The sequence below is a fragment of the Streptomyces sp. NBC_01217 genome (assembly GCF_035994185.1).
Taxonomy (GTDB): domain Bacteria; phylum Actinomycetota; class Actinomycetes; order Streptomycetales; family Streptomycetaceae; genus Streptomyces.
In genome coordinates this window covers 6,045,952-6,069,257 of the sequence record NZ_CP108538.1, presented here as the reverse complement: position 1 = coordinate 6,069,257, position 23,306 = coordinate 6,045,952, and the positions used below count along the sequence as shown (strand labels likewise).

The following is a 23,306-nucleotide window of genomic DNA, read 5'->3' as shown; positions in this document are numbered from 1 at the left end:
GGGGGCGGCGGGATGGCCGGGGGCGGGAGATGACAGGGGGCGAGGACTGACAAGGCGACTGCGCCGGGCGGAAGTTGGTCCGTCCGGCGCCTTCGTGTGCCATCGGCGGGTGAGCCTGCTGTCACCGCCGCGCCGCGCCCCCAGCGCGGCGCGGCCCCAGGAAGGCGCCGGCCAGCAGCGCGCCGGTCAGGGTCAGCGCCGCGTTGAGCAGGATCGCGATCGAGACTCCCGACAGGACGCCCTCGGGGCCGGTGTCGCCCAGGGCGGACATCCGGGCGGTGACGACGGCGCTCATCACCGGGATGCCCATCGTGATGCCGACCTGCTGGGTCATGGTGGCGAGGCCGGTGGCCAGACCCTGTTCCTCGTCGGGAAGTCCGGAGGTCGCGGTGACCATGAAGCCGACGATCATCAGCATGTTGCCGATGCCGCCGATGAAGGTGGCCGCCAGCAGAAGCCGGATCCAGGCCTCCGACGTACCGAGCGCCACCAGGGAGAGCGTGGCCACGGCCTGGATGATGCCGCCGGCCACGATGGTCGTACGGCTGCCGTACCGGCCGACCGCACGGCCGCCGAACGCGCCGCCGATCACGGTGCCGAGACCCAGGACGCCGAAGGCGAGGCCGGTGGCGAGCGGTGAGTGGCCGAGTACTTCCTGCAGATAGAGGGTGAGCAGGAAGACCAGCGAGGTCTCGGTGACGAAGGCGATCAGGCCGGCGGTATTGCCCCAGATGACGCTGCGCCGCTTCAGGATGTGTACGGGAACCAGGGGCGCCGTGGCCCTCTTCTCGACGGACCGGAAGACCAGGAGGAGCACGAGCCCCACGAGGAGCGCGGCCAGGGTGGTGGGCGCGGTCCAGCCGGACTCACCGGCCCGGGTCAGTCCGTAGACGAGCAGGAGCAGTCCGCCCGTGACGGTCACGGCCCCGGGGACGTCGAGCCGGGGGCGCCGCACGGGGCGCGAGTCGGTGATGACGGCCGGGGCGAGGGCCACCACCAGGGCGGCCACGGGAACGTTGATGAAGAAGGCCCAGCGCCAGGAGAGCAGATCGGTGAGCAGTCCGCCGAGGATGGCCCCGGCGGTGAATCCGGCGGACATCAGCGCGCCGTTGAGACCCAGCGCGCGTTCCCGCAGCGGTCCCTCCTTGAAGGCCGTGGTCAGCAGGGCGAGTCCGGCGGGGGTGACGGCCGCCGTGGCGAGCCCCTGCAACACCCTTGCGGTGAGCAGGACTTCGGGCGAGGTGGCGAGTCCGCCCAGGGCGGAAGAGAGACCGAGAACGGCCATGCCGCCCAGGAACAGCCTTTTGCGGCCCACGAGATCGGCGACGCGGCCGAACAGCAGCGTGAAACCGGCGGCTGCGAGGGCGAACGCGGTGGCGATCCACTGCAGATGGGAGAGCGAGAAGCCGAGGCCCTCGCCGACGACGGGCAGCGCGACGTTCAGGATCGAGAAGTCCACGGCGATCATGAACTGGGCGCCGAGGAGGAGGGTGAGGACCAGCTTCTGCCGTCCGGTCATGCGGATCTTCGAGGACGAGGCGGCGGGAGCGGCCCCGGTGTCGTCGGTGGTGTCGGAAGACCGGGTCCGGCCGGATGCGGACATGATTGCCCTTCCTCAGGGGAGACCTACGGCTTAACAGGATGGCAGTTCCGTTAAGGTGAGTGGTTACCGTAGCAGGGAAGGCTTACTAATGAAACTGGAGACCCGTTATGGATTCTGAGGGCGTGGAGCCCGGCACCGTCCGACCCGGTGGCCGCACCGCCCGGGTCCGTGAAGCGGTCCTGCGGGCCGCGGGTGACGCCCTGGCCGAGCACGGCTTCGACCGGCTGGACCTCGCCGATGTCGCGCGCCGCGCCGAGGTCGGCAAGACGACCGTCTACCGGCGCTGGTCCACCCCCACCGGCCTGATCGCCGACCTGCTCGACGACATGGCCGAGCAGTCCTCTCCCCGTACGGACACGGGTTCCCTGGCCGAGGACCTCAGGGCCAACGCCCGACTGGTGGTCACCACCCTCACCGATCCCCGGCAGGGCGCCCTCTTCAAGTCCGTGATCGCCGCGGCCACCTGCGACCCGCGCACGGCCGAGGCGCTGCACCGCTTCTACGCGATCCGCATCAAGGAGTGGTCCGGTTGCGTCACCGAGGCCGTCGACCGCGGGGAACTGCCCGCGGGTACGGACGCGGACGAGGTGATTCGCGCCGTATCGGCACCCCTCTACTACCGGCTGCTGGCCAGCGGCGACCCGCTCGACGAGACGGCGGCGGACCGTGCCGCCGAGGCGGCGGCCGCGGCGGCACGGGCGGGCGTGTATGTGAGGTGAGGGGGCGCGTCGGGCGCGTCAGCCGGCCGTGTGGGCGCGCAGGCGTGTCGTCCACGGGTGGTCGGCGCCCTGGGCCAGGGTGATCGTCTCGGTCAGCCAGGCGCACTGGTCCGCGGTGAGGCCCGGCAGTGCCGTCGCGAAGTCCTGTTCGTCCTTGGGACGCGGGGACTTGGCCTTGTACAGGAGCTGCACCTCGGGGGAAAGGTACGGGACGCCGTCCCTGGAGACCCGGCCGAGCCGGTCGAGCGGGAGGCGGATGCGGGGGTCGCGGCGGAACAGCCAGTCGGTGCCCTCCGCGTCGTCGAGCATGAGCTGGATGCGCCAGGGCTCGGCCGGGCCGGGGCGGCACCAGATGTCGTGGACCCCCGGCGGCAGGACCTCGCCGGGGAGCCAGGGGCGCAGGGTGCCGGGCGGATCGGCGGCCCACCACTCCCAGCCCGCCAGGAGCCGCTGGGCGGCGAGCTGGTCGCGGCGCAGCAGGAGTACGTCGATGTCGCCGTGGTCCCGGAAGGCGTGGCCCACGGCGAGTTCGACCGCGTATCCGCCCGCCACCCACCAGGGGGCGCGCAGCGGGGCGAAGAGGCCGGCGGCCTCGGTGAGCGGGAGCGGCTCCCAGGGGCCCCAGGGGGTTTCTGTACGCATGGGCCCGTGGCCCCCTTCCGTCTCGCGTGTCGCCCGCCGTGGTGTCAGTCCGTCTTCAGCAGATGCCGGTAGCTGTCCGGATGCTCCCTCAGATACGTGGCCAGGCCCGTCGCCGGATGCCCGGTGAGGTTCGCCACGGCGTCCGAGACCGTGGACATCTCGCCGGTGGCGATGGCCTCGTACGACGTCACCCAGCCGGCCACCTCCCAGTCCTCGGCACCGTAGTGCGCCCGTGAGGCATAGGCCTCCTCACGGGTCTCCGGTACGTAGGTGACGGTCCGGCCGGTGACCCTGCTGAGCTCCTCGGCCGCTTCGGCGAGAGTGAAGGCCTCCGGGCCCGTGAGGTCGTACGTGACCCCGTCGTGGCGGGTGTCCACGCCCTCGGTGTCGGCGAGCAGCACGGCGGTGGCGGCGTCCGCGATGTCCTCGTGAGCCACCGCCGCCACCCGGCCGTCGCCTCCGGGACCGCGCAGCACCCCGTCGACGCCGGTCATCGCAGGGATCCCGGCGAGGTACAGGCTGTCGCGCAGGAAGGTGTAGCGGACCTCGGCGACCCGGATGTGTGCCTCGGTGTGCCAGTGGTCCCGGGCGTAGGTGAACGTGGCGTCCGGCGCCGCGCCGAGGAAGGAGACGTACACGATGCGCTCGACGCCCGCGGCGACCGCCGCGTCCACGGCCGTCGTGTGCTGGAGCACCCGGTCGGGGCTCTCGTGCGCCGAGACGAGGAACAGGGTGTGCGCCCCGGCGAGGGCGCGGCGCATGGCCTCCCCGTCCCCGTAGGGGGCGGGCGGTGCGGCGACGGCGCCGGGCAGCTCCGGCAGCCGGGACGGGTCGCGGCCGAGAAGCCGTACGGGCACTCCGGCGCGCGCCAGGCGCTGTGCGACGCGGCTGCCGACCGCACCGGTCGCGCCGGTGACGGCGATGATGGGGGCGCCCGGGTCCGTGGGGACTGTGGGGTCGACGGGGTCTGTGGGGGGTCGGGGGTTCATGCGGGGTCGCCTTCCTTGCGCGGCCAGGGGCGCACCTCCACGACCGCGTCCACCGGGACGGGTCCGTAGATGTGCGGGAACTCCTCGCCTCCGGGCGCGACGGGCTCGTACCGCACGGGCGCCGGGAGCCGTGCGGGGTCGATGACGAGGACCACCAGATCCTGGTCACCGGTCCCGGCCCGGCTCCCGGCGCCGTACAGCGTCTCGGCCACGCCGGCGAGCTGGTGCGGCAGCGAGCAGTGGATGAAGCCCTCTTCGTGCAGGGTGCGGCCGCGGGTGGACATCTCATACGTCCCGATCCCGCGGGCCGCCTCCCACAAGGGCCCTTCGGTGAGGTGCAGCAGCAGTTCGGTCATGGGCCAAAGCTAGCCGCGTCGACGCGGCCCGCGGGCCATCAGCGTGGCCGCCGATCGGGCCGCGAGCAGAACTGCCGCGATCCCGCCGAGAATCCGCTCACCGCCATGGGAACCCGCGTTCGGGCGTGAGCCGCCGCGGCCGGGCCCGTCCTTCCAGGAGCGGTCGGGGCATGCCGGGTGCCGAGCACGCGCCGGGCCGTCTCCGCCGGCGATTCGGCCTCCACTCGCGGGGTCCGCCCCGGGATCCGCCCCGCGCGGGCCGGCAGCGCCCGGTCGCAGAAGGCGTCGAGTGCGGCGATTCCCGAACCGCGGTCGTTCACCGCGTGCGGGCGAGCGGGCTGCGGTTGCGCAGCAGCCACTGGTGGTACCCGGCCGCCCGCTGGGCCGCCTCACGATAGGCCGCCTCCAGTTCCTCGTACACCGTCGTCATGTCGGCGCCCGGCCGGGACACCAGCAGCAGCCGTACGGCGAGGGGGTCGTCGCGCAGCGGCCGGATCGCCATGTCGTCGCGCGGCCCGGAGGTGGGCTGGCAGGGGGCGACCGCCTCGCCGAGCACGACGAGGGACGCGGCGGTGAGGTAGTCGCCGTGCAGGACGGTCGGCGCGAGGCCCGCCTCGCCCAACACCCGGCGCAGCCCGTCCCATTCGCCATCCACCGTGGGGTCGACCATCCACCGGTCGGCGGCCAGGTCCCCGAGGTCGACCACGGGCCGGGCGGCGGCCGGATGGTCCCGGGCCATGGAGATGAACTGCGGTTCACGGTCCAGGAGTACGCGCTGCTCCAGGCCGTCCGGAACGGCCAACGGACAGCCCTCGACCTCGTGCACGAAGGCGACGTCGAGCCCGCCCGCCTCGACCGTACGCAGCAGGGCACTGGCCGATACCTCGACCCGTAACGAGATGTCCGTGCCGGGCAGCCGGAGCCGGAGCCTGCGCAGCCAGTCACCGATGACCCGGCTCGCCGTGCTGCCGATGCGCAGTCGCTGGCCCGTGGCGCGGACCGCTTCGGCCTCCGCCTTCGCCTCGCTCACCAGGGCGGCCATTCCCTCGACCAGGGGGCGGGCCCGGCCGAGGACGGAGCGACCGAGCAACGTCGGTCGGCAGCCGGTCCGTTCGCGGCTGAACAACTCGGCGCCCAGAGTGTTCTCGATCCGGCGCAGCTGGGTGGACAGGGAGGGCTGGCTCACGCCCAGCATGCGGGCGGCTCGGTGCAGGCTGCCCGTGTCGGCGATGGCGCACAGCGCCCTGAGGTGTCTCACCTCCAGCTCCATGCGATCGAGCGTAGGACCGCGGGCGACCGTCGCACCAGACGCCCCAATCCCATCAAAGTCCTTTAATTCACCGGGAGTTGGCGCAGCCGTCGATGACGGTACCGGGGCCGGCGATAGGGCGGTGCTATCGGCGGTTGACATCATCCGCCACAGCTCGCGCTCCCCGACACTCTCTCCGTACCGCACCCCGTCCGCGTTCGATGACCGGACGGGTTCACCGGACAGGCAATCGGTAGGAGACCCCCCATGAAATACCCCAGGACCGTCATGTCGGCCGTGCTCGGACTCGGCTTCGCACTCACGGCCGCGCTGGGCACCGCACCCGCCATCGCCTCCTCTCCCGCACCCGCCGGGCCCGCCATCGCCTCCTCGCAGGCCCATGCGGGCTACACCTCCCACTCCGCGTCGCAGGAGAACGCCGCCGCGAACAAGGCGTTCTTCGAGGCGGTCGCCAGGTCCGTCGCCGAGAAGCGGGCGGCGAACCCGGGCGCCCAGGCGGTCACCATCGTCTACAGCGCCGCCAACGCGCCGAGCTTCCGCACCCAGATATCCAGCAGCGCGCAGATCTGGAACAGCTCGGTCTCCAACGTCCGGCTGCAGGAAGGCTCGAACGCCGACTTCGCCTACTACGAGGGCAACGACTCACGCGGCTCTTACGCCAGCACCGACGGGCACGGCAACGGGTACATCTTCCTCGACTACGCGCAGAACCAGCAGTACAACTCGACCCGCGTGACCGCGCACGAGACCGGTCATGTGCTCGGCCTGCCTGACCACTACTCCGGTCCGTGCAGCGAGCTGATGTCGGGCGGCGGCCCCGGCACGTCCTGCACCAACCCGTATCCCAACGCGAACGAGCGCAGCCAGGTGAACTACCTGTGGCAGTACGGCTTCGCAGCCGCACTCGCCCGCAGCACCTCCTGACGGCCGCTCGACGCCAACGGGGCCAAGGGGGCCACCTCGTAGGACGGGGTGGCCCCCTTGGGCCCGACGGACGGGTGGACACACGCCCGAGGATCAGGCGAGTTCGAGCGGGAACGCGCCCCGGTGTCCGGTGCCGGCGCCCTTGTCCGGGCGGGGCTCGTACTCCTGGCAGCTCCAGATCTCCTGGACGAAGCCGGTCCGCCGGTCCCACAGATCCAGGACATCGCCCTCACCGGCCGCCCCGCGGTAGGCGTCCTTGGCGCCCCGGAAGCAGGCGAGGCCGCCGGAGAGGCCGCGGCCGGGGGACGGGAAGTAGTCCGAGAAGGCGCAGGCTATGCAGGTCCGGAGGCGCACCCCTGGCGGCAGGGCGCGCTGGATCGTGGCGAGGGCGGACGCGAAGTCGCTCTCGGCTCGACGGGAGCCGTAGGCCGCTCCTCCGAACTGCAGCTCCAGGTAGAGGTACGGATCGGGGCGGCGCAGCGACAGCAGGCAGCTGAGCGTGGCCTGCTGGACGGCCCCGTCGCAAAGGACCGGGAGCGGCAGGTCCCACTCCAGGACGCAGTCGCCCAACGCGCCGTCCACCAGGGCGAACACATCGCCGTCCGGTGGTGTGCCGGCCGCCGGGGTGAGGCCGTCGAAGCTCTTGCCCTCGAAGTCGATGCCCCTGATCCGGAGGCGGAGTTGTTGTCCGTCGGTGGTGAGGATGACGGCGTCGGAACCCTGTCGGTCCCGGTACCACCCTGCCCATGACTCATCTGTCATGGGCACGGACTGTAGCCCGTGCCCATGACAGTCGCCCTGTCGCCCTCCTTTTCGTCTCACGGGCCTTGTGACCTCGGCACCTTCTTCGTTCTCCTTCCTTCAGCCCCCTTCACCCTTCTTCGCTTCCCGCTCCCTTCTTCACACCCCCTCCGGTCTTCGACCGCGTATCGCCACCTCCTCCCCTTCTCCGTTCAGTGCGTCCGGCGGGTGACGAACTCCGCCAGGGTCAGGAGGTCGCCCGCCGGGGCCAGGTCGGGGACCGCCCGGGACAGGTGGTGGACGGCGCGTGCCATCCGGTCCGCCGCGCAGATCTGTGCCCAGTCCCGGCCGCCCGCCCGGTCGACGGCATCCGCTGCGCGGCTCACCTCGCCGGGGGTGTTCATGGATCCCCGGTAGAGCGTGGCGAGTTCGTCCGCGGCGGGTGTGCCGGAGGTCAGTGCGGCGACCACGGGCAGGGACTTCTTGTGGGCGACGAGATCCGCCCCGACGGGTTTCCCGGTCTGTGCCGGATCCCCCCAGATGCCGATCAGATCGTCGATGAGCTGGAAGGCGAGGCCCGCCTCCCGGCCGAATCCGTCCATCGCGCCGACCGCCCGCTCCCCCGCACCGGCGTACAGCGCGCCCAGTGCGCAGGCGCAGCCGAGCAGTGCTCCGGTCTTGGCGGTGGCCATGGTGAGGCACTCGTCCAGCGAGACCTCGTCCGGGCCGCGGTCCTCGAAGGCGCAGTCGGCCTGCTGGCCCGCGCACAGCTCGATGACACAGGTCGACAGCCTCGCCGAGGCGCGGGCCGCGGCCGGGCCGGTGTCCTCGGCGAGCAGCCGCTGGGCGAGGGCGAGCATGGCGTCACCGGCGATGACCGCGTCCGGGATACCGAAGACCGCCCAGGCCGTGGGCCGGTGCCGACGGGTCCGGTCCTCGTCGATGACGTCGTCGTGCAGCAGGGTGAAGTTGTGGGCCAGCTCCACGGCGACGGCCGCCCGGACCGCCCTTTGCGGGTCGCCGCCCAGCGCCCGGGCGGCGGCGAGGACGAGCGCGGGTCTGATCGCCTTGCCCGCCCGCCCGGATGACGGGGTGCCGTCGGCCTGCTGCCAGCCGAAGTGGTACATCGCGACGCGGCGGATCGATCCGGGCAAGGAGTCTACGGCGGCGTGCAGTTGGGGGTCGACGAGGGTCCGGGTCTGCTCCAGGAGGGCTGCGGCCTCCTGGCCCTGCGCCGCGAGGGCGGCCGGATCGTTGTCACCCGGGATGCGGGGTGTGGGTGAGTGGAGTGCGTGGTGGGTCTTCACTGGGGCGTCCTCCCGTGACCGCCCCGGGCACGACTGCCCGGCGGCGGAGGTCGACGGGGGCCCGGACATCGTCGCCCGGGCCCCCGATGGGCTACCGCCAGCGGCTGACCTCGACGTTTTCCAGTACGCCGAGGGCGTCCGGCACGAGGATGGCCGCGGAGTAGTAGGCCGTCACCAGATAGGAGATGATCGCCTGCTCGTCGATGCCCATGAAGCGGACCGACAGGCTGGGCTCGATCTCGTCGGGGATGCCTGTCTGCTGGAGTCCGATGACGCCCTGCTCGGCCTCACCGGTCCTCATGCAGATGATCGATGTGGTCCGGGAGTCGGTGACCGGGATCTTGTTGGACGGGAAGATCGGCACGCCCCGCCAGGCCGGCACATGGTGGCCGCCGACATCCACGCTCTCCGGCACCAGACCGCGCTTGTTGCATTCGCGGCCGAATGCGGCGATGGCCCGCGGGTGGGCGAGGAAGAGTTTCGAGCCGCGGCGGCGCGAGAGCAGTTCGTCCATGTCGTCGGGGCTCGGCGCCCCGTCGTGCGGCTGGATGCGCTGCCCGTAGTCGCAGTTGTTGAGCAGACCGAACTCGCGGTTGTTGATCAGCTCGTGCTCCTGGCGCTCCCGCAGCGCCTCGACCGTGAGCCTCAACTGCTGCTCGGTCTGGTTCATCGGCTGGTTGTAGAGGTCGGCGACCCTGCTGTGGACCTTCAGCACGGTCTGGGCGACGCTCAGTTCGTACTCGCGCGGTGCCGATTCGTAGTCCACGTACGTGTGCGGGACGACGGCTTCGCCGACATGGCCGGCGGAGAGGTCGATCTCCGCCTCGCCGTACTTGTTGGTGCGCTGCTGCGGGATGCTGAGCAGCCCGGTGAGATGGGTGCGGAGCGAATCCGCGCGCTCGGCGAGATTCAGCACGTCGGCCCGGCTCAGCGTCAGCACCGTACAGGCGGTGACGGCACGGGCCGTGTACTCCCAGACGGCGTCGCCGTCGATCAGGGCGTGGTCACCGAAGTAGGCACCGTCGGCATGGACTCCGAGCACCGCCTCGTCCCCGTACGGGCCGGTGCCGATCTTCTCCACCTTGCCGTGCGCCAGCAGGAAGACACGGTCCGCCGCGTCCCCCGAACCGGCCAGCACCTGGCCTGCGGCGATGTCGTGCTGCTCGCACCGCCGGGCCAGTTCGCCGAGCACCTCCTCGTCCCCGAACTCCCGCAGGGCGGGGAGCTCTCCGAGCTCGGCGGGGATGACCGTGACCCGGTCACCCGTCTGCACAAACGTCACCCTGCCGTCCCCGACCGAGTAGCTCAACCTGCGGTTCACCCGGTAGGTGCCACCCTGTACCTGCACCCATGGCAGCATCTTCAGCAGCCACCGTGAGGTGATCTCCTGCATCTGCGGAGCGGACTTGGTGGTCGTCGCGAGGTTCCGCGCCGCTGCCGTGCCCAGACTCTGCTGTGGCGGCATCGGCGCGTTCTGAACCTCTTCACCAACGGACATCTGACGTCCTCTCGATCATCGGCTGACCTGCGAGAAGAAGCCTTTCAGCACGGAGAGTCGGCGCGCCATTACACAAAAGAGTGTGACTAATCGGGCTTTGGGCTGGGCACAACGCTCCGCGATGCCCATCGGTCCCTTAAATTTGCATCTTCGATGCAACTTATCTAATGTGGCCGTCATGCGGCTGACGAGATTCACCGACGTGGCGCTGCGCGTACTGATGCGCCTCGCCGTCGTGGAGAACGAGGACCCGCCGACCACCCGGGAGGTGGCGGCGACCATGCAGGTGCCGTACACGCACGCCGCGAAGGTGGTCGCCAGGCTCCAGCACCTCGGCCTCATCGAGGCGCGCCGGGGCCGCGGCGGCGGGCTCAGCCTCACCGGAGCGGGCCGGTCCGCCTCGGTCGGCCGGCTCGTACGGGAGCTGGAGGAGCCCGGCGACGTCGTCGAGTGCGAGGGCGCCACCCCCTGCCCCCTGCGCTCGGCCTGCCGGCTGCGCGGCGCCCTGCGCCAGGCGGAGGAGGCCTTCTACGCCTCGCTCGATCCGATCACCGTCTCCGAACTCGTCGCCTCCCCCACCGGACCAGTACTGATCGGCATCAGCAGCGGCCGCCCGGCCGCCGACTGAGCCGCTCCGGCCCGCACCCCTCACCACGGGCACCATCGCCCGGTTTCACACTGCCCAAAAATACGCATCTCAGATACCAATTCAGTCCCACACGAGACACAGGAGTCACCGATGCTCTCCGAGACGTCCACCGCCACCGTCCGTGCCACGCTTCCCGCCGTGGGAGCGGCCATCGGAGACATCGCCGATCTCTTCTACCGCAAGCTCTTCGACGCCCACCCCGAGCTGCTGCGCAACCTCTTCAACCGCGGCAACCAGGCGTCCGGCGCCCAGCGCCAGGCCCTCGCGGGCTCCATCGCCGCCTTCGCGACCCAGCTGGTCGAGCACCCGGACACCCGCCCCGACGTGATGCTCAGCCGGATCGCGCACAAGCACGCCTCGCTCGGCATCACCGCCGCGCAGTACGACAGCGTGCACACCCATCTGCTCGCCGCCGTCGCCGAGGTGCTCGGCGACGCGGTCACCCCCGAGGTCGCCGCCGCCTGGGACGAGGTCTACTGGCTGATGGCGGGCGCCCTGATCTCGATCGAGGAGCGGCTGTACGCACAGCAGGGCGTCGTCGCCGGTGACGTGTGGCGCGAGTGGGAGGTGACCACCCGGATCGAGGAGACGGCGGATGTCGCCACCTTCCAGCTCCGCCCTGCCGACGGCTCCCCCGCCCCCGCCTTCCGCCCCGGGCAGTACGTCTCCGTACAGGTGGAACTCCCCGACGGGGCCCGCCAGATACGCCAGTACAGCCTCTCCAGCGCCCCCGGTTCGCCGCTGCGCTCGATCACCGTCAAGCGGGTGCGCGGCGGCGGCTCGCCCGACGGCGAGGTCTCCCGTCATCTGCACGCCGAGGTCGGCGTCGGCGACCGGTTGCGGGTCTCCGCCCCGTACGGCGACCTCGTGCTCGACTCCGCCGACGCCCCGCTCCTGCTCGCCTCCGCGGGCATCGGCTGCACCCCGATGCTCTCGATGCTGGACCACCTCGCGGCCACCGGCCACCGCGCCCCGGTCACCGTCGTGCACGGCGACCGCTCCCCCGCCGACCACGCGATGCGCACCGACCACGCCCTGCTCACCGGCAAACTCCCCGACGCCTCCGCCCACTTCTGGTACGAGGACCCGGAGCCCGGCCACCCCTCCGACCGCACCGGCCTGGTCGATCTGAGCGGCCTCGCCGTCGCCTCCGGCACCCACGCCTACCTCTGCGGACCGCTGCCCTTCATGCGCACCGTACGCACCCAGTTGCTGGCCAAGGGCCTTCCCGCGGCCGACATCCACTACGAGGTGTTCGGCCCCGATCTGTGGCTCGCCCAGGACTGAACCCGGCCCCCTGCTCGTGGAATTGACCGGATCGCATCGCACACGGCCCGAACAACCGCGCCGGGTATGGCCCGGAGACCGACGTTCCGGTACAAGCGGATGAAGGCCCGGTCCCCCCACGCGCAAAAGGAGTCGGCCATGTCCCCGCCCATGTCCGCGAGCACCTTTCTCAAGGCCCTGAAGAACGAAGGGCTCACCGTCGTCCAGGTCGGCGACTGGCGTACCCACAACCGCAACCACAAGGGCCCCTGGGGCCCGGTCAACGGCGTGATGATCCACCACACGGTCAGCAGGGGCACCGCCACCACCGTCCGCATCTGCCGCGACGGCTACCCGGAGCTGCCCGGCCCGCTGTGCCATGGCGTGATCACCAAGGACGGCCGGGTCCACCTGGTCGGCTACGGCCGGGCCAACCACGCCGGACTCGGCGATGACGAGGTACTGCGCGCCGTCATCGCCGAGAAGCGCCTCCCGACCGACAACGAGGCCAACACCGACGGGAACCGGCACTTCTACGGCTTCGAGTGCGAGAACCTGGGCGACGGCGAGGACCCCTGGCCCGCCGTCCAGTTGGAAGCCATCGAGAAGGCCGCCGCCGCGGTCTGCCGTCACCACGGCTGGACGTCCCGCTCGGTGATCGGCCACAAGGAGTGGCAGCCCGGCAAGATCGATCCCCGCGGCTTCACGATGGACTCCATGCGGGCCCGTATCCACGAACGCCTGAAGTGACCAGCCGCACCCGCACAGCAGAGCAGCACAAGGGACGGCGACAATTGCGGCATGTCCTTTGAAGCGCTCGACCTCTCCCGGCTGCAGCCGGTGCTCCCCTCACCCCTGCAACCGGCCGAGGACGAGCGCTTCGCGCGCCACGGCGTGCGGCTGCTGCTCAAGCGCGACGATCTGATCCACCCCGAGCTTCCGGGCAACAAATGGCGCAAACTCGCCCCCAACCTGCGGGCCGCCGCCGGGCGGCCCGTGCTGACCTTCGGCGGTGCGTACTCCAACCATCTGCGGGCCACCGCCGCCGCCGGGCGGCTGCTCGGTTTCCCCACCATCGGCGTCGTACGCGGTGACGAACTGGCCGGGCGCCCCCTCAACCCCTCGCTCGCCCGGTGTGCCGCCGACGGGATGACTCTGCACTTCGTGGACCGCACGACGTACCGCGCGAAGGCCCGTCCAGAGGTCCTGGCGGGGCTGCGAAGCGCCTTCGGGGAGTGCTGTGTCATCCCGGAGGGCGGCAGCAACGCCCTGGCCGCACAGGGCTGTACGGAGCTCGGCCGCGAGCTGCGCGGTCCGGCCGATGTGGTCGCGGTGGCCTGCGGTACCGGCGGCACTCTCGCCGGCCTGGCCGCCGGTCTCGCACCGGGGCAGCGCGCCCTCGGCATCCCGGTGCTGCGAGGCGGCTTCCTCGGCGACGCGGTACGGGAACTGCAGCAGGAGGCGTTCGGCGGGCCCGCCGGGTCGTGGTCCCTGGACGAGCGCTTCCACTTCGGCGGCTACGCCCGTACGACCCCGCAGCTGCACACCTTCGCCGACGACTTCGAGCAGCGGCACGGGCTGCCCGTCGAGCGGCTCTATGTCGCCAAGCTGCTGTACGCGCTCACGGCGCTGGCGGAGGAAGGTGCGTTCCCTGCGGGAACCACGGTCGCGGCCGTGGTCACGGGCCGCCCATAGGACCTGCCCTCAGGGCCGTCTCCTTCAGGGAGCGTCCGACTCCTCCCGGTAGGCCGCCGCCTCCTCCAGGTCGAGCCGTCTGAGCAGGGTCCTGAGCATCTCGTCGTCGATCTGCCGCTCGTTTCGCAGCCGTACGAAGACCTCGCGCTCGGCGTCGATCATCTCCCTGGCCAGACGGCGGTAGGTGTCGTCCGCCGACTCCCCGGTCACCGGATTGGCCGCGCCCAGCCGCTCCCACACGGCGTTGCGGCGGCGCTCCAGGACCGTGCGCAGCCGGTCGGTGAGCGGTCCGGGCAGGGAGTTGCGCCGATCGGTGAGCAGCTCCTCAAGGCGCGTCTCGGCGGCCGTGGACGCCTCGCTCTGCGCCTGCGCCTCGGCCAGGGTCTCCGCGGTCGCGTCGCGCCCCGGCAGCTTCAGGACGCGTACCAGCATCGGCAGGCTGAGGCCCTGGATGACGAGGGTGCCGATGACGGTGGTGAAGGTCAAAAACAGCACCAGGTTGCGGGCCGGGAAGGCCTGCCCGTCGGTCGTGAGCACCGGGATGGAGAAGGCGATGGCGAGCGAGACGACCCCGCGCATCCCGGCCCAGCCGACGATCAGCGGAGCCGTCCAGTTGGTCTCGGGCTCGCGTTCCCTGATCCGTTTCGACAGCCATCTGGGCACGTATGTCGACGGGTAGACCCAGATGAAGCGGACCACGACGACGGCGAGGAACACGCCCACCGCGTACCAGAGGGCGTCCGCCACGGCGTACATACCGAGCCCCTTCAGTACGAAGGGCAGCTGCAGCCCGATCAGCGCGAAGACCGCGGACTCCAGGATGAACGCGACCATCTTCCAGACGGCCGCCTCCTGGAGCCGGGTCGCGAAGTCGACCTGCCAGGACCGGTGGCCCAGATAGAGCGCGACGACGACCACGGCGAGCACCCCGGAGGCGTGCACGCGTTCGGCCGCCGCGTACGCCACGAAGGGGATCAGCAGCGACAGGGTGTTCTGCAGCAGCGCTTCCTTGAGGTGGGTACGGAGCCAGTGCAGCGGCACCATCAGCGCCAGGCCGACCACGACGCCGCCGACCGCGGCGAGAAGGAATTCGCCGATCCCGGCGCCCCAGCTCATGCCCTCGCCGACGGCGGCGGCGAGCGCCACCTTGTAGGCCGTGATCGCGGTGGCGTCGTTCACCAGGGACTCACCCTGCAGGATCGTCGTGACCCGGCCGGGCAGCCCCACCCGGCGGGCGATCGCGGCGGCGGTGACGGCGTCCGGCGGGGCGACGACCGCACCGAGCACCAGCGCGGCGGTGAGCGGCAGGTCGGGCACGAGACGGTACGCCAGCCAGCCGACCGCGAAGGTCGCGAACAGGACGTAACCCACGGAGAGCAGCGCGACCGGCCGGATATTGGCGCGCAGATCGAGGTACGAGCTGTCGACGGCCGCCGTGTAGAGCAAGGGCGGCAGCAGCAGGGGCAGCACCACGTGCGCGTCCAGGGTGTACGTCGGCACCCCGGGCAGATACGAGGCGATCAGCCCCGCCGCGACCAACAGCAGTGGGGGCGGCACGGGGGTGCGGCGAGCGGCCCCCGCGACGGCCGCGCTGACCGCGACCAGCGCCACCAGCGGCAATGCATCCATTTCACGGTCCTCGCATCCGTCGTAACCTGACAATCATGAGTGAATGCCCGCACGTGCCCGAACTGCCGCGCCCCGAGCCGGCCCCGCTCAGCGCGACCTGTCTCGGCTGCCTGGAGGCGGGCACCCACCCCGTGCAGCTACGGCTCTGTCTGCTCTGCGGCCATGTCGGCTGCTGCGATTCGTCGCCGCTGCAACACGCCACCGGGCATTTCAAGGAGACCGGTCATCCGGTGATGCGGAGCTTCGAGGCGGGCGAAAACTGGCGCTGGTGCTTCGAGCACGGTTCGATCGTCTGACGCCTGGGTACGTCAAACCGGCGCCGGTTGTTCGTAATTGACCGCCGCAGACCTCTACCCACTGTGTGTACTCATGGGCTTACCATGAGTGACAGTCATGGGCTGGGGGTTCGGCGACACGGCATCATGTATCGCGATAGCGTCGCCGGACCAGAACCGAAGACGTACCGCATGGCTCCGGGGCACCCTTCCCGGATCCTCGAAAGAGTTTGTGCCACCTTGGAGGTGAGGGTGTCCCAGATCGCAGGCGAGCCCGGGAATCAGGACTTCGTAGAGGTCCGGCTGCCCGCTGCGGGTGCCTACCTGTCGGTGCTGCGTACGGCAACGGCCGGTCTCGCAGCGCGCTTGGACTTCACCCTCGACGAGATCGAGGATCTTCGCATCGCGGTCGACGAGGCCTGCGCGATCCTGCTCCAGCAGGCCGTGCCGGGCTCCGTCCTCAGCTGCGTCTTCCGGCTCATCGAGGATTCTCTGGAGGTGACGGTGTCGGCCCCGACGACGGACGGCCGGGCGCCCGAGCGGGACACCTTCGCCTGGACGGTGCTCTCCGCACTGGCCGGAAAGGTCGACTCCTCGGTCGCCGACGACCGTACGGTCAGCATCAGCCTCTACAAACAGCGCGGCGCGGGACCCGGGCCGGCGTGAGCAACGGGAACGGGGACGGTCCTGTGCGGGACGAAACGATGCGACCAGGGGTGGTGCGCGCAGCAGGCATCCCGGAACAGCAGGCCCTGCCCCATCCGGAGGACGGGGTGGAAGGGCCTGCGGGCCGTACGGTCGCGGTGGAGCAGTCGCAGGCGGAGCGGGCAGGCCAGATGAGCGAGCACGGGCACCACGATCCACACGGCCGCAGCGGGGCGCGGGCGCTGTTCATCGAACTGCGCAAGCTTCCCGACGGGTCGCCCGAGAAGGCGGAGCTGCGCAATCAGCTGGTGCGGATGCATCTGCCGCTCGTGGAGCATCTGGCCCGCCGGTTCCGCAACCGCGGCGAGCCGCTGGACGATCTGACCCAGGTCGCCACGATCGGTCTGATCAAGTCGGTGGACCGGTTCGACCCGGACCGCGGCGTCGAGTTCTCAACGTACGCGACCCCCACGGTCGTCGGCGAGATCAAGCGTCACTTCCGTGACAAGGGCTGGGCGGTCCGGGTGCCGCGCCGGCTCCAGGAGCTGCGGCTCTCGCTCACCACGGCCACCGCCGAACTCTCCCAGCAGCACGGCCGCTCGCCGACGGTGCACGAACTGGCGGAGCGGCTCGGCATCTCCGAGGAAGAGGTCCTGGAGGGCCTGGAATCGGCCAATGCGTACAGCACGCTCTCGCTGGACGTGCCGGACACGGACGACGAGTCCCCGGCGGTCGCGGACACGCTGGGTTCCGAGGACGAGGCGCTGGAGGGCGTCGAGTACCGGGAGTCGCTCAAGCCACTGCTGGAGGACCTGCCGCCGCGGGAGAAGCGGATTCTGCTGCTTCGTTTCTTCGGCAACATGACCCAGTCGCAGATCGCGCAGGAGGTCGGCATCTCGCAGATGCATGTGTCGCGGCTGCTGGCCCGCACCCTGGCACAGCTGCGCGAGCGCCTGCTCGTCGAGGAGTAGCGGGGAACAGCGGGCAGCAGCGCGAAGGACCGGTGCCGGTACGGGCGCGGGGCGGGGCGGCAGAACCGGCCGTGCCCCGCGCCCGGGGCAGCCGGCTCGGGTGCGGGCTGCTGTCGCGCCGCTCCCCGCCCGGCGGTCAACGGCCCCGAGACCGCATCACCCGAGGCCGCGTCACCCGGACATCCGGCTCAGGCGTCGGGCGTGGTGCCAGGCCGGCGGATACCGAGCGCCTCGACCGTCGTCGGCCTGACCAGCTGGTAGAGCGCCGTCAGGACCACCGCGGCGAGCACGATCCCGGCCGGGATCAGCACGCCGTGGGACCTCAGCAGCGTCCAGGCCACCGGGAGCGCGATGATCTGCGTGATGAGCGCGGGCCCGCGGCTCCAGCTGCGCCGCCGCAGCAGCCCGCGCGCGGCGATCAGCGGGATCAGGCCCAGCGCGATCAGCGTCAGGCCGCCCATCTCCGCCTGCTGCGGGCTCTCGGGCTGCCCGAGCAGCCCCATCACCAGCATGTAGATCCCGCCGACGACGAGCGCCACCCCTTCCAGGGCGGTGAGTCCGGCCACGAGCGTGATCCTGCTCGGCTTGCGCGGTTCGACCGACGGCGAAGGCGACGAGGAGGGCGTGTTCTGCTGAGTACTCACCCTTGCAGACTGACATCCCGGCCCCGCGAAAGCGAAGCCGGGGTCGGGATGCCACCGGGGCGTGGCGGCCGCCCCGCCCGGCCGCGCCCGGGCCGTCACCGAGCGTGAAGGTCATGGGGCAGGGCTTCTGAGCGATACCGCGCGGTAGGTAGTCTGGCGGTCATGCGCGCACTTCTTGTGGTCAATCCAGCTGCTACCACCACCAGTGCGCGGACGCGTGACGTGCTCATCCACGCACTGGCCAGCGAGATGAAGCTGGAGGCCGTGACCACGGAGTACCGCGGCCACGCCCGGGACCTGGGGCGGCGGGCGGCGGACTCCGGGGAGATCGACCTGGTGGTGGCCCTGGGCGGCGACGGCACGGTCAACGAGGTCGTCAACGGACTGCTGCACAACGGCCCCGACCTGAACAGCCTGCCGAGCCTCGCGGTGGTTCCCGGTGGCTCCACCAATGTGTTCGCGCGCGCCCTGGGCCTGCCCAACGACGCGGTAGAGGCGACCGGCGCGATCCTGGACGCGCTCGCCAACCGCACCGAACGCACGGTCGGTCTCGGACTGGCGGCCGGCACCCCCGGCACCGAGGACGAATCGGTTCCGGAACGCTGGTTCACTTTCTGCGCCGGACTCGGCTTCGACGCGGGCGTGGTCGGCCGGGTCGAACAGAAACGCGAACGCGGCAAACGCTCGACACATGCGCTGTACGTACGCCAGGTGGTCCGGCAGTTCCTGGAGGAGCCGCACCGGCGGCACGGGACGATCACGCTGGAGACCCCCGGACAGGAACCGGTCACCGACCTCGCGCTGTCCATAATCTCCAACACGGCCCCATGGACCTACCTGGGGAATCGCCCCATGTACGCGTCCCCGAAGGCCAGCTTCGACACCGGCCTGGACGTGCTCGGACTGAAGCGGCTCTCCACCCCGGCGGTCGCCCGCTACGGCACCCAGCTGCTCACTTCGAGCCCGGAGAAGGGCCCGTCCGGCAAGCACGCCGTTTCACTTCATGACCTCACGGACTTCACCTTGCATTCAAAGGTTCCGCTGCCGTTCCAGATGGACGGCGACCACCTGGGAGTGCGTACAAGTGTGACGTTCACAGGCGTACGCCGTGCACTGCGTGTGATTGTGTGAGCGGAAGAGACCAAAGTCCTTTAACTCGAACGTTTGGGCTGGGCTCCACCCCATAGAAGTACGGCTGTGACCTAGTCGACACCGAGGAATCAAAAAAAACTTTCCAGAAGGGGTTGTATCCGCCGCCGAGGTTTGCGAATCTCTACATGGCGATCGGGACGGCCCGCAACAACGGCCTCCACTGAGAGCCAGAACCCCTCCTCACTTCACAGGACCACAACCAGTTCATCTGGGCGTCGGCCCGATACCTGCGGGGGGATTCGTGAAAGCGTTCACATTCACAAGCAACAGTATGTAATACCAAGGAGAGGTAGCAGCCATGGACTGGCGTCACAACGCCGTTTGTCGTGAGGAAGACCCCGAGCTGTTCTTCCCCATCGGCAACACCGGTCCTGCGCTGCTGCAGATCGAGGAAGCCAAGGCCGTCTGCCGTCGCTGCCCCGTCATGGAGCAGTGCCTGCAGTGGGCGCTCGAGTCCGGCCAGGACTCCGGCGTCTGGGGTGGCCTCAGCGAGGACGAGCGCCGCGCTATGAAGCGACGCGCCGCTCGCAACCGGGCGCGTAACGCCAGCGCCTGATCCGACGCCACCGCTACGAGCCTCAGCCAGGCGGCGCGTACAGAGCGTACGCACAACCCCGCCCCCCGAGTCGCAGCGCGCAGTACCCCCGAAGCGCATGCATGAACAGTGAGCCCGGACCGTGATCAACGGTCCGGGCTCACTGCTGTGTTCCTGTCCACCGGTTGCCGGGGCCGCTACTTCTCGGCGCGGACCGGGATGTCCAGGACGACCTGGGTGCCGCGTCCGGGGGCCGGGACCATGCCGAAGGTTCCGCCCAACTCGCCCTCCACCAGCGTCCTCACGATCTGCAGCCCCAGATTGCCGGTGCGCTGCGGGTCGAAGCCCTCGGGCAGTCCGCAGCCGTCATCCTGGACCGTGATCAGCAGCCGCGTCCCGGCGGAGGATCCGCCGCGCACCGCCGACACCTCGACCGTGCCGGACTCGGCGAGGGTGAAGGCGTGCTCCAGGGCGTTCTGCAGGACCTCGGTGAGCACCATCGACAGCGGTGTGGCCACCTCGGCGTCGAGGATGCCGAAGCGTCCGGTACGGCGGCAGGTGACCTTGCCCGGGGAGATCTCGGCGACCATCGCGATGACCCGGTCGGCGATCTCGTCGAACTCCACCCGTTCGTCCAGATTCTGAGACAGCGTCTCATGGACGATGGCGATCGAACCGACGCGCCGTACCGCCTCGTTGAGCGCCTCGCGGCCCTGCTCGGAGTCCATCCGGCGGGCCTGGAGCCGCAACAGGGCTGCAACGGTCTGGAGGTTGTTCTTCACCCGGTGGTGGATCTCCCGGATGGTGGCGTCCTTGGTGATCAACTCGCGCTCGCGGCGGCGCAGTTCGGTGACGTCCCGCAGGAGGACCAGGGAGCCGATCCTGACGCCCTTGGGCTTGAGCGGGATCGCCCGGAGCTGGATCACCCCGCTCGCGCACTCGACCTCGAACTCGCGGGGCGCGTAACCGCTGGCGAGTTTGACCAGGGCCTCGTCCACCGGACCGCGGGAGGGTGCGAGTTCGGCGGTGATCCCGCCCAGGTGCTGGCCGACCAGGTCGGAGGCGAGGCCGAGGCGGTGGTAGGCGGAGAGGCCGTTGGGGCTGGCGTACTGGACGACTCCGTCGGCGTCGAGCCTGATCAGCCCGTCGCCGACGCGCGGCGACGCGTCCATGTCGACCTGCTGGCCGGGGAACGGGAAGGACCCGGCGGCGATCATCTGGGCCAGGTCGGAGGCCGACTGGAGGTAGGTGAGCTCCAGCCGGGACGGGGTACGGACGGTCAGGAGGTTGGTGTTGCGGGCGATGACTCCGAGAACCCGGCCCTCACGCCGTACGGGGATCGATTCGACCCGTACGGGAACCTCTTCGCGCCACTCCGGGTCGCCCTCGCGCACGATCCGGCCCTCGTCGAGCGCCGCGTCCAGCAGCGGGCGGCGGCCGCGCGGAACCAGGTGGCCGACCATGTCGTCCTGGTAGGAGGTGGGGCCGGTGTTCGGCCGCATCTGGGCCACGGACACATAGCGGGTGCCGTCGCGGGTGGGAACCCAGAGCACGAGGTCGGCGAAGGACAGGTCGGAGAGCAGCTGCCACTCCGAGACCAGCAGGTGCAGCCACTCCAGGTCGGTGTCACCGAGGGCTGTGTGCTGGCGGACGAGGTCGTTCATGGAGGGCACGTGTGCGAGCGTACCCGCGGATGGACGATGGCTCCGAACCGGACGACGCGGCCGTACGTGTAAGGGCACAGGCACGGAAAATTGCGGTGCTCCGATGGATGGACACAGGCGAATGGTCTAGTCCACAATGCTGAATACAGAGCTTCCACTCTCCCCGCACAGGAGAGTGGATCGAGGTGGCCGCGCTCTCTGCCCTGACTGCGCAGGCACCTCTCCCCGGCCGGGGGCACCGCACACCGCCGGCCGAGCAGACCGTCCGTGATGGCCGGTCTTACTCCGGGCTGCGGTGCCGGACGGGCTGAGGGTCCCGTCCCGGCGCCGTGGCCCGCGGGTGTTTCCGTGGGCCGTTCCCCGTACTCGACGGGCCTCGGTGACCTGGGCCGGCGCAAGGGGCGCGCCCGGGCCCTGGCCGCGGGCGATCATCACCTCATAGGCCGGCATCTGCAGCGGCGGGATCTCCAGGGTCGGCCGCACCTCCTTCTCTGGGGTCCGGCTCGGCGCCGTACGCCGTGGTGGTGGACATGGAGGCGAGACCGCGGGGCAGGCCGGGGCGGATCTCCAGCAGGCACTTGGCGTGGAGCGCGGCGTTGCCCGACGTGCCGCGGGCGCCGAGGAGGACGGAGCGCGGCCTCTTCGCCGCGATCTCGGCGGCATCCTCGCGAATCACGGGGGCGCCGCGGCCGAGAATGCGGCGCGGCACTCCGGGCCGTTCGGCCGTCTCGCCGGACATGATCCGGCCCGGCCGCCGGCTCCCCCCGGCCTCCCGGCGCCGTTCGAACCAGTCGACCACGGGGTGCCGGGCGCCTGTCGGCGGGCCGCGGCCCAGGCGGTGCGGCCGTCGTGTCCGCGTTACCGGATTCTGCTAGATTGGACCTTGATTGGTCTATACCACATGATTCAACTCTTCAGATCGGCAGGCCACGCGTGGAAGTTGTCATCGTCCCGGACGCCAAGGCAGGCGGCGAACTCATCGCGGAGGCCATCGGCGCCCTCCTGAGCCGCAAGCCCGACGCCCTTCTCGGCGTTGCCACCGGCTCTACCCCGCTGCCCATCTACCAGGCGCTGGCGGCCAAGGTCCGCTCCGGCGCCGTGGACGCCTCGCGCGCCCGCATCTGCCAGCTCGACGAGTACGTGGGGCTGCCGGCGGGCCATCCCGAGTCCTACCGCTCCGTGGTGCTGCGCGAGGTGGTCGAACCGCTGGGCCTGTCCGAGGCGTCCTTCATGGGCCCCGACGGCTCCGCCGACGACGTGCAGGCCGCCTGCGAGGCGTACGACAGGGCGCTCGCCGAGGCCGGTGGGGTGGACCTGCAGCTGCTCGGGATCGGCACCGACGGGCACATCGGCTTCAACGAGCCGTGCTCCTCGCTCGCGTCCCGTACCCGGATCAAGACGCTCACCGAGCAGACCCGGGTCGACAACGCGCGCTTCTTCGACAACGACATCACGCAGGTGCCGCACCATGTGATCACGCAGGGCATCGGCACGATCCTGGAGTCCCGCCACCCGATCCTGCTCGCCACCGGCGAGGGCAAGGCGGATGCGGTGGCGCAGACGGTGGAAGGGCCGGTGGCTTCGATCGTGCCCGCGTCGGCGCTGCAGCTGCATCCGCATGCGACGGTGGTGGTGGACGAGGCCGCGGCGTCGAAGCTGAAGCTGGCGGACTACTTCCGCGCCACGTATGCGGCGAAGCCGCGGTGGCAGGGGCTGTAGTCGTCCCGGACGTGGGAGGGCCGGGGCGATCCGAGGATGCCCCGGCCCTCTCGTATGCCGTTGCCGCTCGCGCGTCCGGCGGACGTATTCGTCCTCAATCGCCGGACAGGCTTGATTTTGGCCCTCGGGCCGTGGGTGGGTTGTCCTCAATCGCCGGACGGGCTTGATTTTGCCGGAGCGGGTTGGAGTCGGCCCTCGGGCCATGGACGAGTGTCCTCAAACGCCCGACGGGCTTGGATTTGCCGGAGCGGGTTGGAGTTGGCCCTCGGGCCATGGACGGGTGTCGTCAAACGCCGGACGGGCTGGGATTTGCCGGGGCGGGTTGGAGTCGGCGGGGCCGGGTGGGCTGGACTTGTTGGGGCGGGGGAAACGGGCAACGCCCGTCCGGGTGGACGGGCGTTGGGGTGAGGGTG

The 23,306-nt window shown here is 70.7% G+C and carries 23 protein-coding genes and 1 pseudogene; 12 read left to right on the top strand and 12 right to left on the bottom strand.

The genetic code is table 11. The features are described 5' to 3' along the window. Positions 1-121 precede the first annotated feature (121 nt). Entirely contained in the window at positions 122-1,603 is a 1,482-nt protein-coding gene (locus OG507_RS27260; RefSeq protein ID WP_442811023.1) for an MFS transporter, read from the bottom strand. Positions 1,604-1,710: 107 nt separating this feature from the next. On the opposite strand from OG507_RS27260, the gene OG507_RS27255 reads away from it, so the two are divergent. Then, entirely contained in the window at positions 1,711-2,322 is a 612-nt protein-coding gene (locus OG507_RS27255) for a TetR/AcrR family transcriptional regulator (RefSeq protein ID WP_327369800.1), read from the top strand. A gap of 18 nt (positions 2,323-2,340) precedes the next feature. Here OG507_RS27255 and OG507_RS27250 read toward each other — a convergent pair whose 3' ends face one another. From OG507_RS27250 to OG507_RS27235, 4 genes are all read right to left on the bottom strand, one after another. Next, positions 2,341-2,964: a nucleotidyltransferase domain-containing protein gene (locus OG507_RS27250; RefSeq protein WP_327369799.1), complete on the bottom strand. Its 624-nt coding sequence runs from the start codon at positions 2,962-2,964 to the stop codon at positions 2,341-2,343. A gap of 44 nt (positions 2,965-3,008) precedes the next feature. Beyond that, complete coding sequence (locus tag OG507_RS27245; protein WP_327369798.1) at positions 3,009-3,953, bottom strand: NAD(P)H-binding protein; 945 nt, start codon at positions 3,951-3,953, stop codon at positions 3,009-3,011. Further along, positions 3,950-4,309: a DUF952 domain-containing protein gene (locus OG507_RS27240; RefSeq protein ID WP_327369797.1), complete on the bottom strand. Its 360-nt coding sequence runs from the start codon at positions 4,307-4,309 to the stop codon at positions 3,950-3,952. Before OG507_RS27240 ends, OG507_RS27245 begins: the two co-directional genes overlap by 4 nt. A gap of 316 nt (positions 4,310-4,625) precedes the next feature. Next, positions 4,626-5,579 (bottom strand): LysR family transcriptional regulator, encoded by a 954-nt coding sequence (locus OG507_RS27235; RefSeq protein ID WP_327369796.1) that lies wholly within the window; start codon positions 5,577-5,579, stop codon positions 4,626-4,628. Between the two features lie 267 nt (positions 5,580-5,846). On the opposite strand from OG507_RS27235, the gene snpA reads away from it, so the two are divergent. Next, complete coding sequence (gene snpA, locus OG507_RS27230; RefSeq protein ID WP_327372108.1) at positions 5,847-6,503, top strand: snapalysin; 657 nt, start codon at positions 5,847-5,849, stop codon at positions 6,501-6,503. A gap of 93 nt (positions 6,504-6,596) precedes the next feature. On the opposite strand, the gene OG507_RS27225 is transcribed toward snpA, so the two are convergent. The 3 genes from OG507_RS27225 to OG507_RS27215 all read right to left on the bottom strand — a co-directional run bounded on the left by OG507_RS27225 (position 6,597) and on the right by OG507_RS27215 (position 10,049). Continuing rightward, complete coding sequence (locus OG507_RS27225; protein WP_327369795.1) at positions 6,597-7,265, bottom strand: DUF6304 family protein; 669 nt, start codon at positions 7,263-7,265, stop codon at positions 6,597-6,599. A gap of 191 nt (positions 7,266-7,456) precedes the next feature. Continuing rightward, positions 7,457-8,551 (bottom strand): family 2 encapsulin nanocompartment cargo protein polyprenyl transferase, encoded by a 1,095-nt coding sequence (locus tag OG507_RS27220; RefSeq protein WP_442811022.1) that lies wholly within the window; start codon positions 8,549-8,551, stop codon positions 7,457-7,459. 91 nt (positions 8,552-8,642) lie between these two features. Beyond that, complete coding sequence (locus tag OG507_RS27215) at positions 8,643-10,049, bottom strand: family 2B encapsulin nanocompartment shell protein (protein ID WP_327369794.1); 1,407 nt, start codon at positions 10,047-10,049, stop codon at positions 8,643-8,645. Between the two features lie 178 nt (positions 10,050-10,227). On the opposite strand from OG507_RS27215, the gene OG507_RS27210 reads away from it, so the two are divergent. The 4 genes from OG507_RS27210 (at position 10,228) to OG507_RS27195 (ending at position 13,659) form a co-directional block, all read left to right on the top strand. Then, positions 10,228-10,677: an RrF2 family transcriptional regulator gene (locus OG507_RS27210; protein ID WP_327369793.1), complete on the top strand. Its 450-nt coding sequence runs from the start codon at positions 10,228-10,230 to the stop codon at positions 10,675-10,677. A 111-nt stretch (positions 10,678-10,788) separates the two neighbouring features. Beyond that, entirely contained in the window at positions 10,789-11,985 is a 1,197-nt protein-coding gene (locus OG507_RS27205; protein WP_327369792.1) for a globin domain-containing protein, read from the top strand. Between the two features lie 138 nt (positions 11,986-12,123). Next, the gene (locus OG507_RS27200; protein ID WP_327369791.1) at positions 12,124-12,714 is read left to right on the top strand and encodes an N-acetylmuramoyl-L-alanine amidase; all 591 of its coding nucleotides are present in this window, start codon (positions 12,124-12,126) and stop codon (positions 12,712-12,714) included. Positions 12,715-12,765: 51 nt separating this feature from the next. Then, positions 12,766-13,659 carry a 1-aminocyclopropane-1-carboxylate deaminase/D-cysteine desulfhydrase gene (locus OG507_RS27195; protein WP_327369790.1) on the top strand — a complete coding sequence of 298 codons (894 nt, stop codon included), beginning with the start codon at positions 12,766-12,768 and terminating at the stop codon, positions 13,657-13,659. Between the two features lie 24 nt (positions 13,660-13,683). On the opposite strand, the gene OG507_RS27190 is transcribed toward OG507_RS27195, so the two are convergent. Next, entirely contained in the window at positions 13,684-15,288 is a 1,605-nt protein-coding gene (locus OG507_RS27190) for a Na+/H+ antiporter (protein WP_327369789.1), read from the bottom strand. A gap of 35 nt (positions 15,289-15,323) precedes the next feature. On the opposite strand from OG507_RS27190, the gene OG507_RS27185 reads away from it, so the two are divergent. The 3 genes from OG507_RS27185 (at position 15,324) to OG507_RS27175 (ending at position 17,179) form a co-directional block, all read left to right on the top strand. Further along, positions 15,324-15,584, top strand: coding sequence for a UBP-type zinc finger domain-containing protein (locus OG507_RS27185; protein WP_327369788.1), 261 nt, complete (start codon positions 15,324-15,326; stop codon positions 15,582-15,584). Positions 15,585-15,815: 231 nt separating this feature from the next. Beyond that, a complete protein-coding gene (locus tag OG507_RS27180; protein WP_073781878.1) occupies positions 15,816-16,229 on the top strand; it encodes an anti-sigma regulatory factor in 414 nt (137 codons plus the stop codon). Further along, on the top strand, positions 16,226-17,179 hold the full coding sequence (locus OG507_RS27175; RefSeq protein WP_442811021.1) for an RNA polymerase sigma factor SigF: 954 nt from the start codon (positions 16,226-16,228) through the stop codon (positions 17,177-17,179). Before OG507_RS27180 ends, OG507_RS27175 begins: the two co-directional genes overlap by 4 nt. A 188-nt stretch (positions 17,180-17,367) precedes the next feature. Here the strand turns inward: OG507_RS27175 and OG507_RS27170 are convergent, their stop codons facing one another. After that, positions 17,368-17,745 (bottom strand): hypothetical protein, encoded by a 378-nt coding sequence (locus OG507_RS27170; protein WP_327372106.1) that lies wholly within the window; start codon positions 17,743-17,745, stop codon positions 17,368-17,370. Between the two features lie 240 nt (positions 17,746-17,985). On the opposite strand from OG507_RS27170, the gene OG507_RS27165 reads away from it, so the two are divergent. Next, positions 17,986-18,954, top strand: a complete 969-nt coding sequence (locus tag OG507_RS27165; protein WP_327369786.1) for a diacylglycerol/lipid kinase family protein — start codon at positions 17,986-17,988, stop codon at positions 18,952-18,954. 319 nt (positions 18,955-19,273) lie between these two features. Then, positions 19,274-19,531, top strand: coding sequence for a WhiB family transcriptional regulator (locus OG507_RS27160; protein ID WP_003953983.1), 258 nt, complete (start codon positions 19,274-19,276; stop codon positions 19,529-19,531). 176 nt (positions 19,532-19,707) lie between these two features. Here the strand turns inward: OG507_RS27160 and OG507_RS27155 are convergent, their stop codons facing one another. Together OG507_RS27155 and OG507_RS27150 are read right to left on the bottom strand one after the other, a co-directional pair. Continuing rightward, the gene (locus OG507_RS27155; RefSeq protein ID WP_327372105.1) at positions 19,708-21,174 is read right to left on the bottom strand and encodes a sensor histidine kinase; all 1,467 of its coding nucleotides are present in this window, start codon (positions 21,172-21,174) and stop codon (positions 19,708-19,710) included. Between the two features lie 487 nt (positions 21,175-21,661). After that, positions 21,662-21,913 (bottom strand): annotated as a pseudogene (locus OG507_RS27150) (SIS domain-containing protein); the annotation flags it as partial. A gap of 194 nt (positions 21,914-22,107) precedes the next feature. Here OG507_RS27150 and nagB point away from each other — a divergent pair. Beyond that, positions 22,108-22,893, top strand: a complete 786-nt coding sequence (gene nagB, locus OG507_RS27145) for a glucosamine-6-phosphate deaminase (RefSeq protein ID WP_327369785.1) — start codon at positions 22,108-22,110, stop codon at positions 22,891-22,893. The last annotated feature ends 413 nt before the right edge of the window (positions 22,894-23,306 follow it).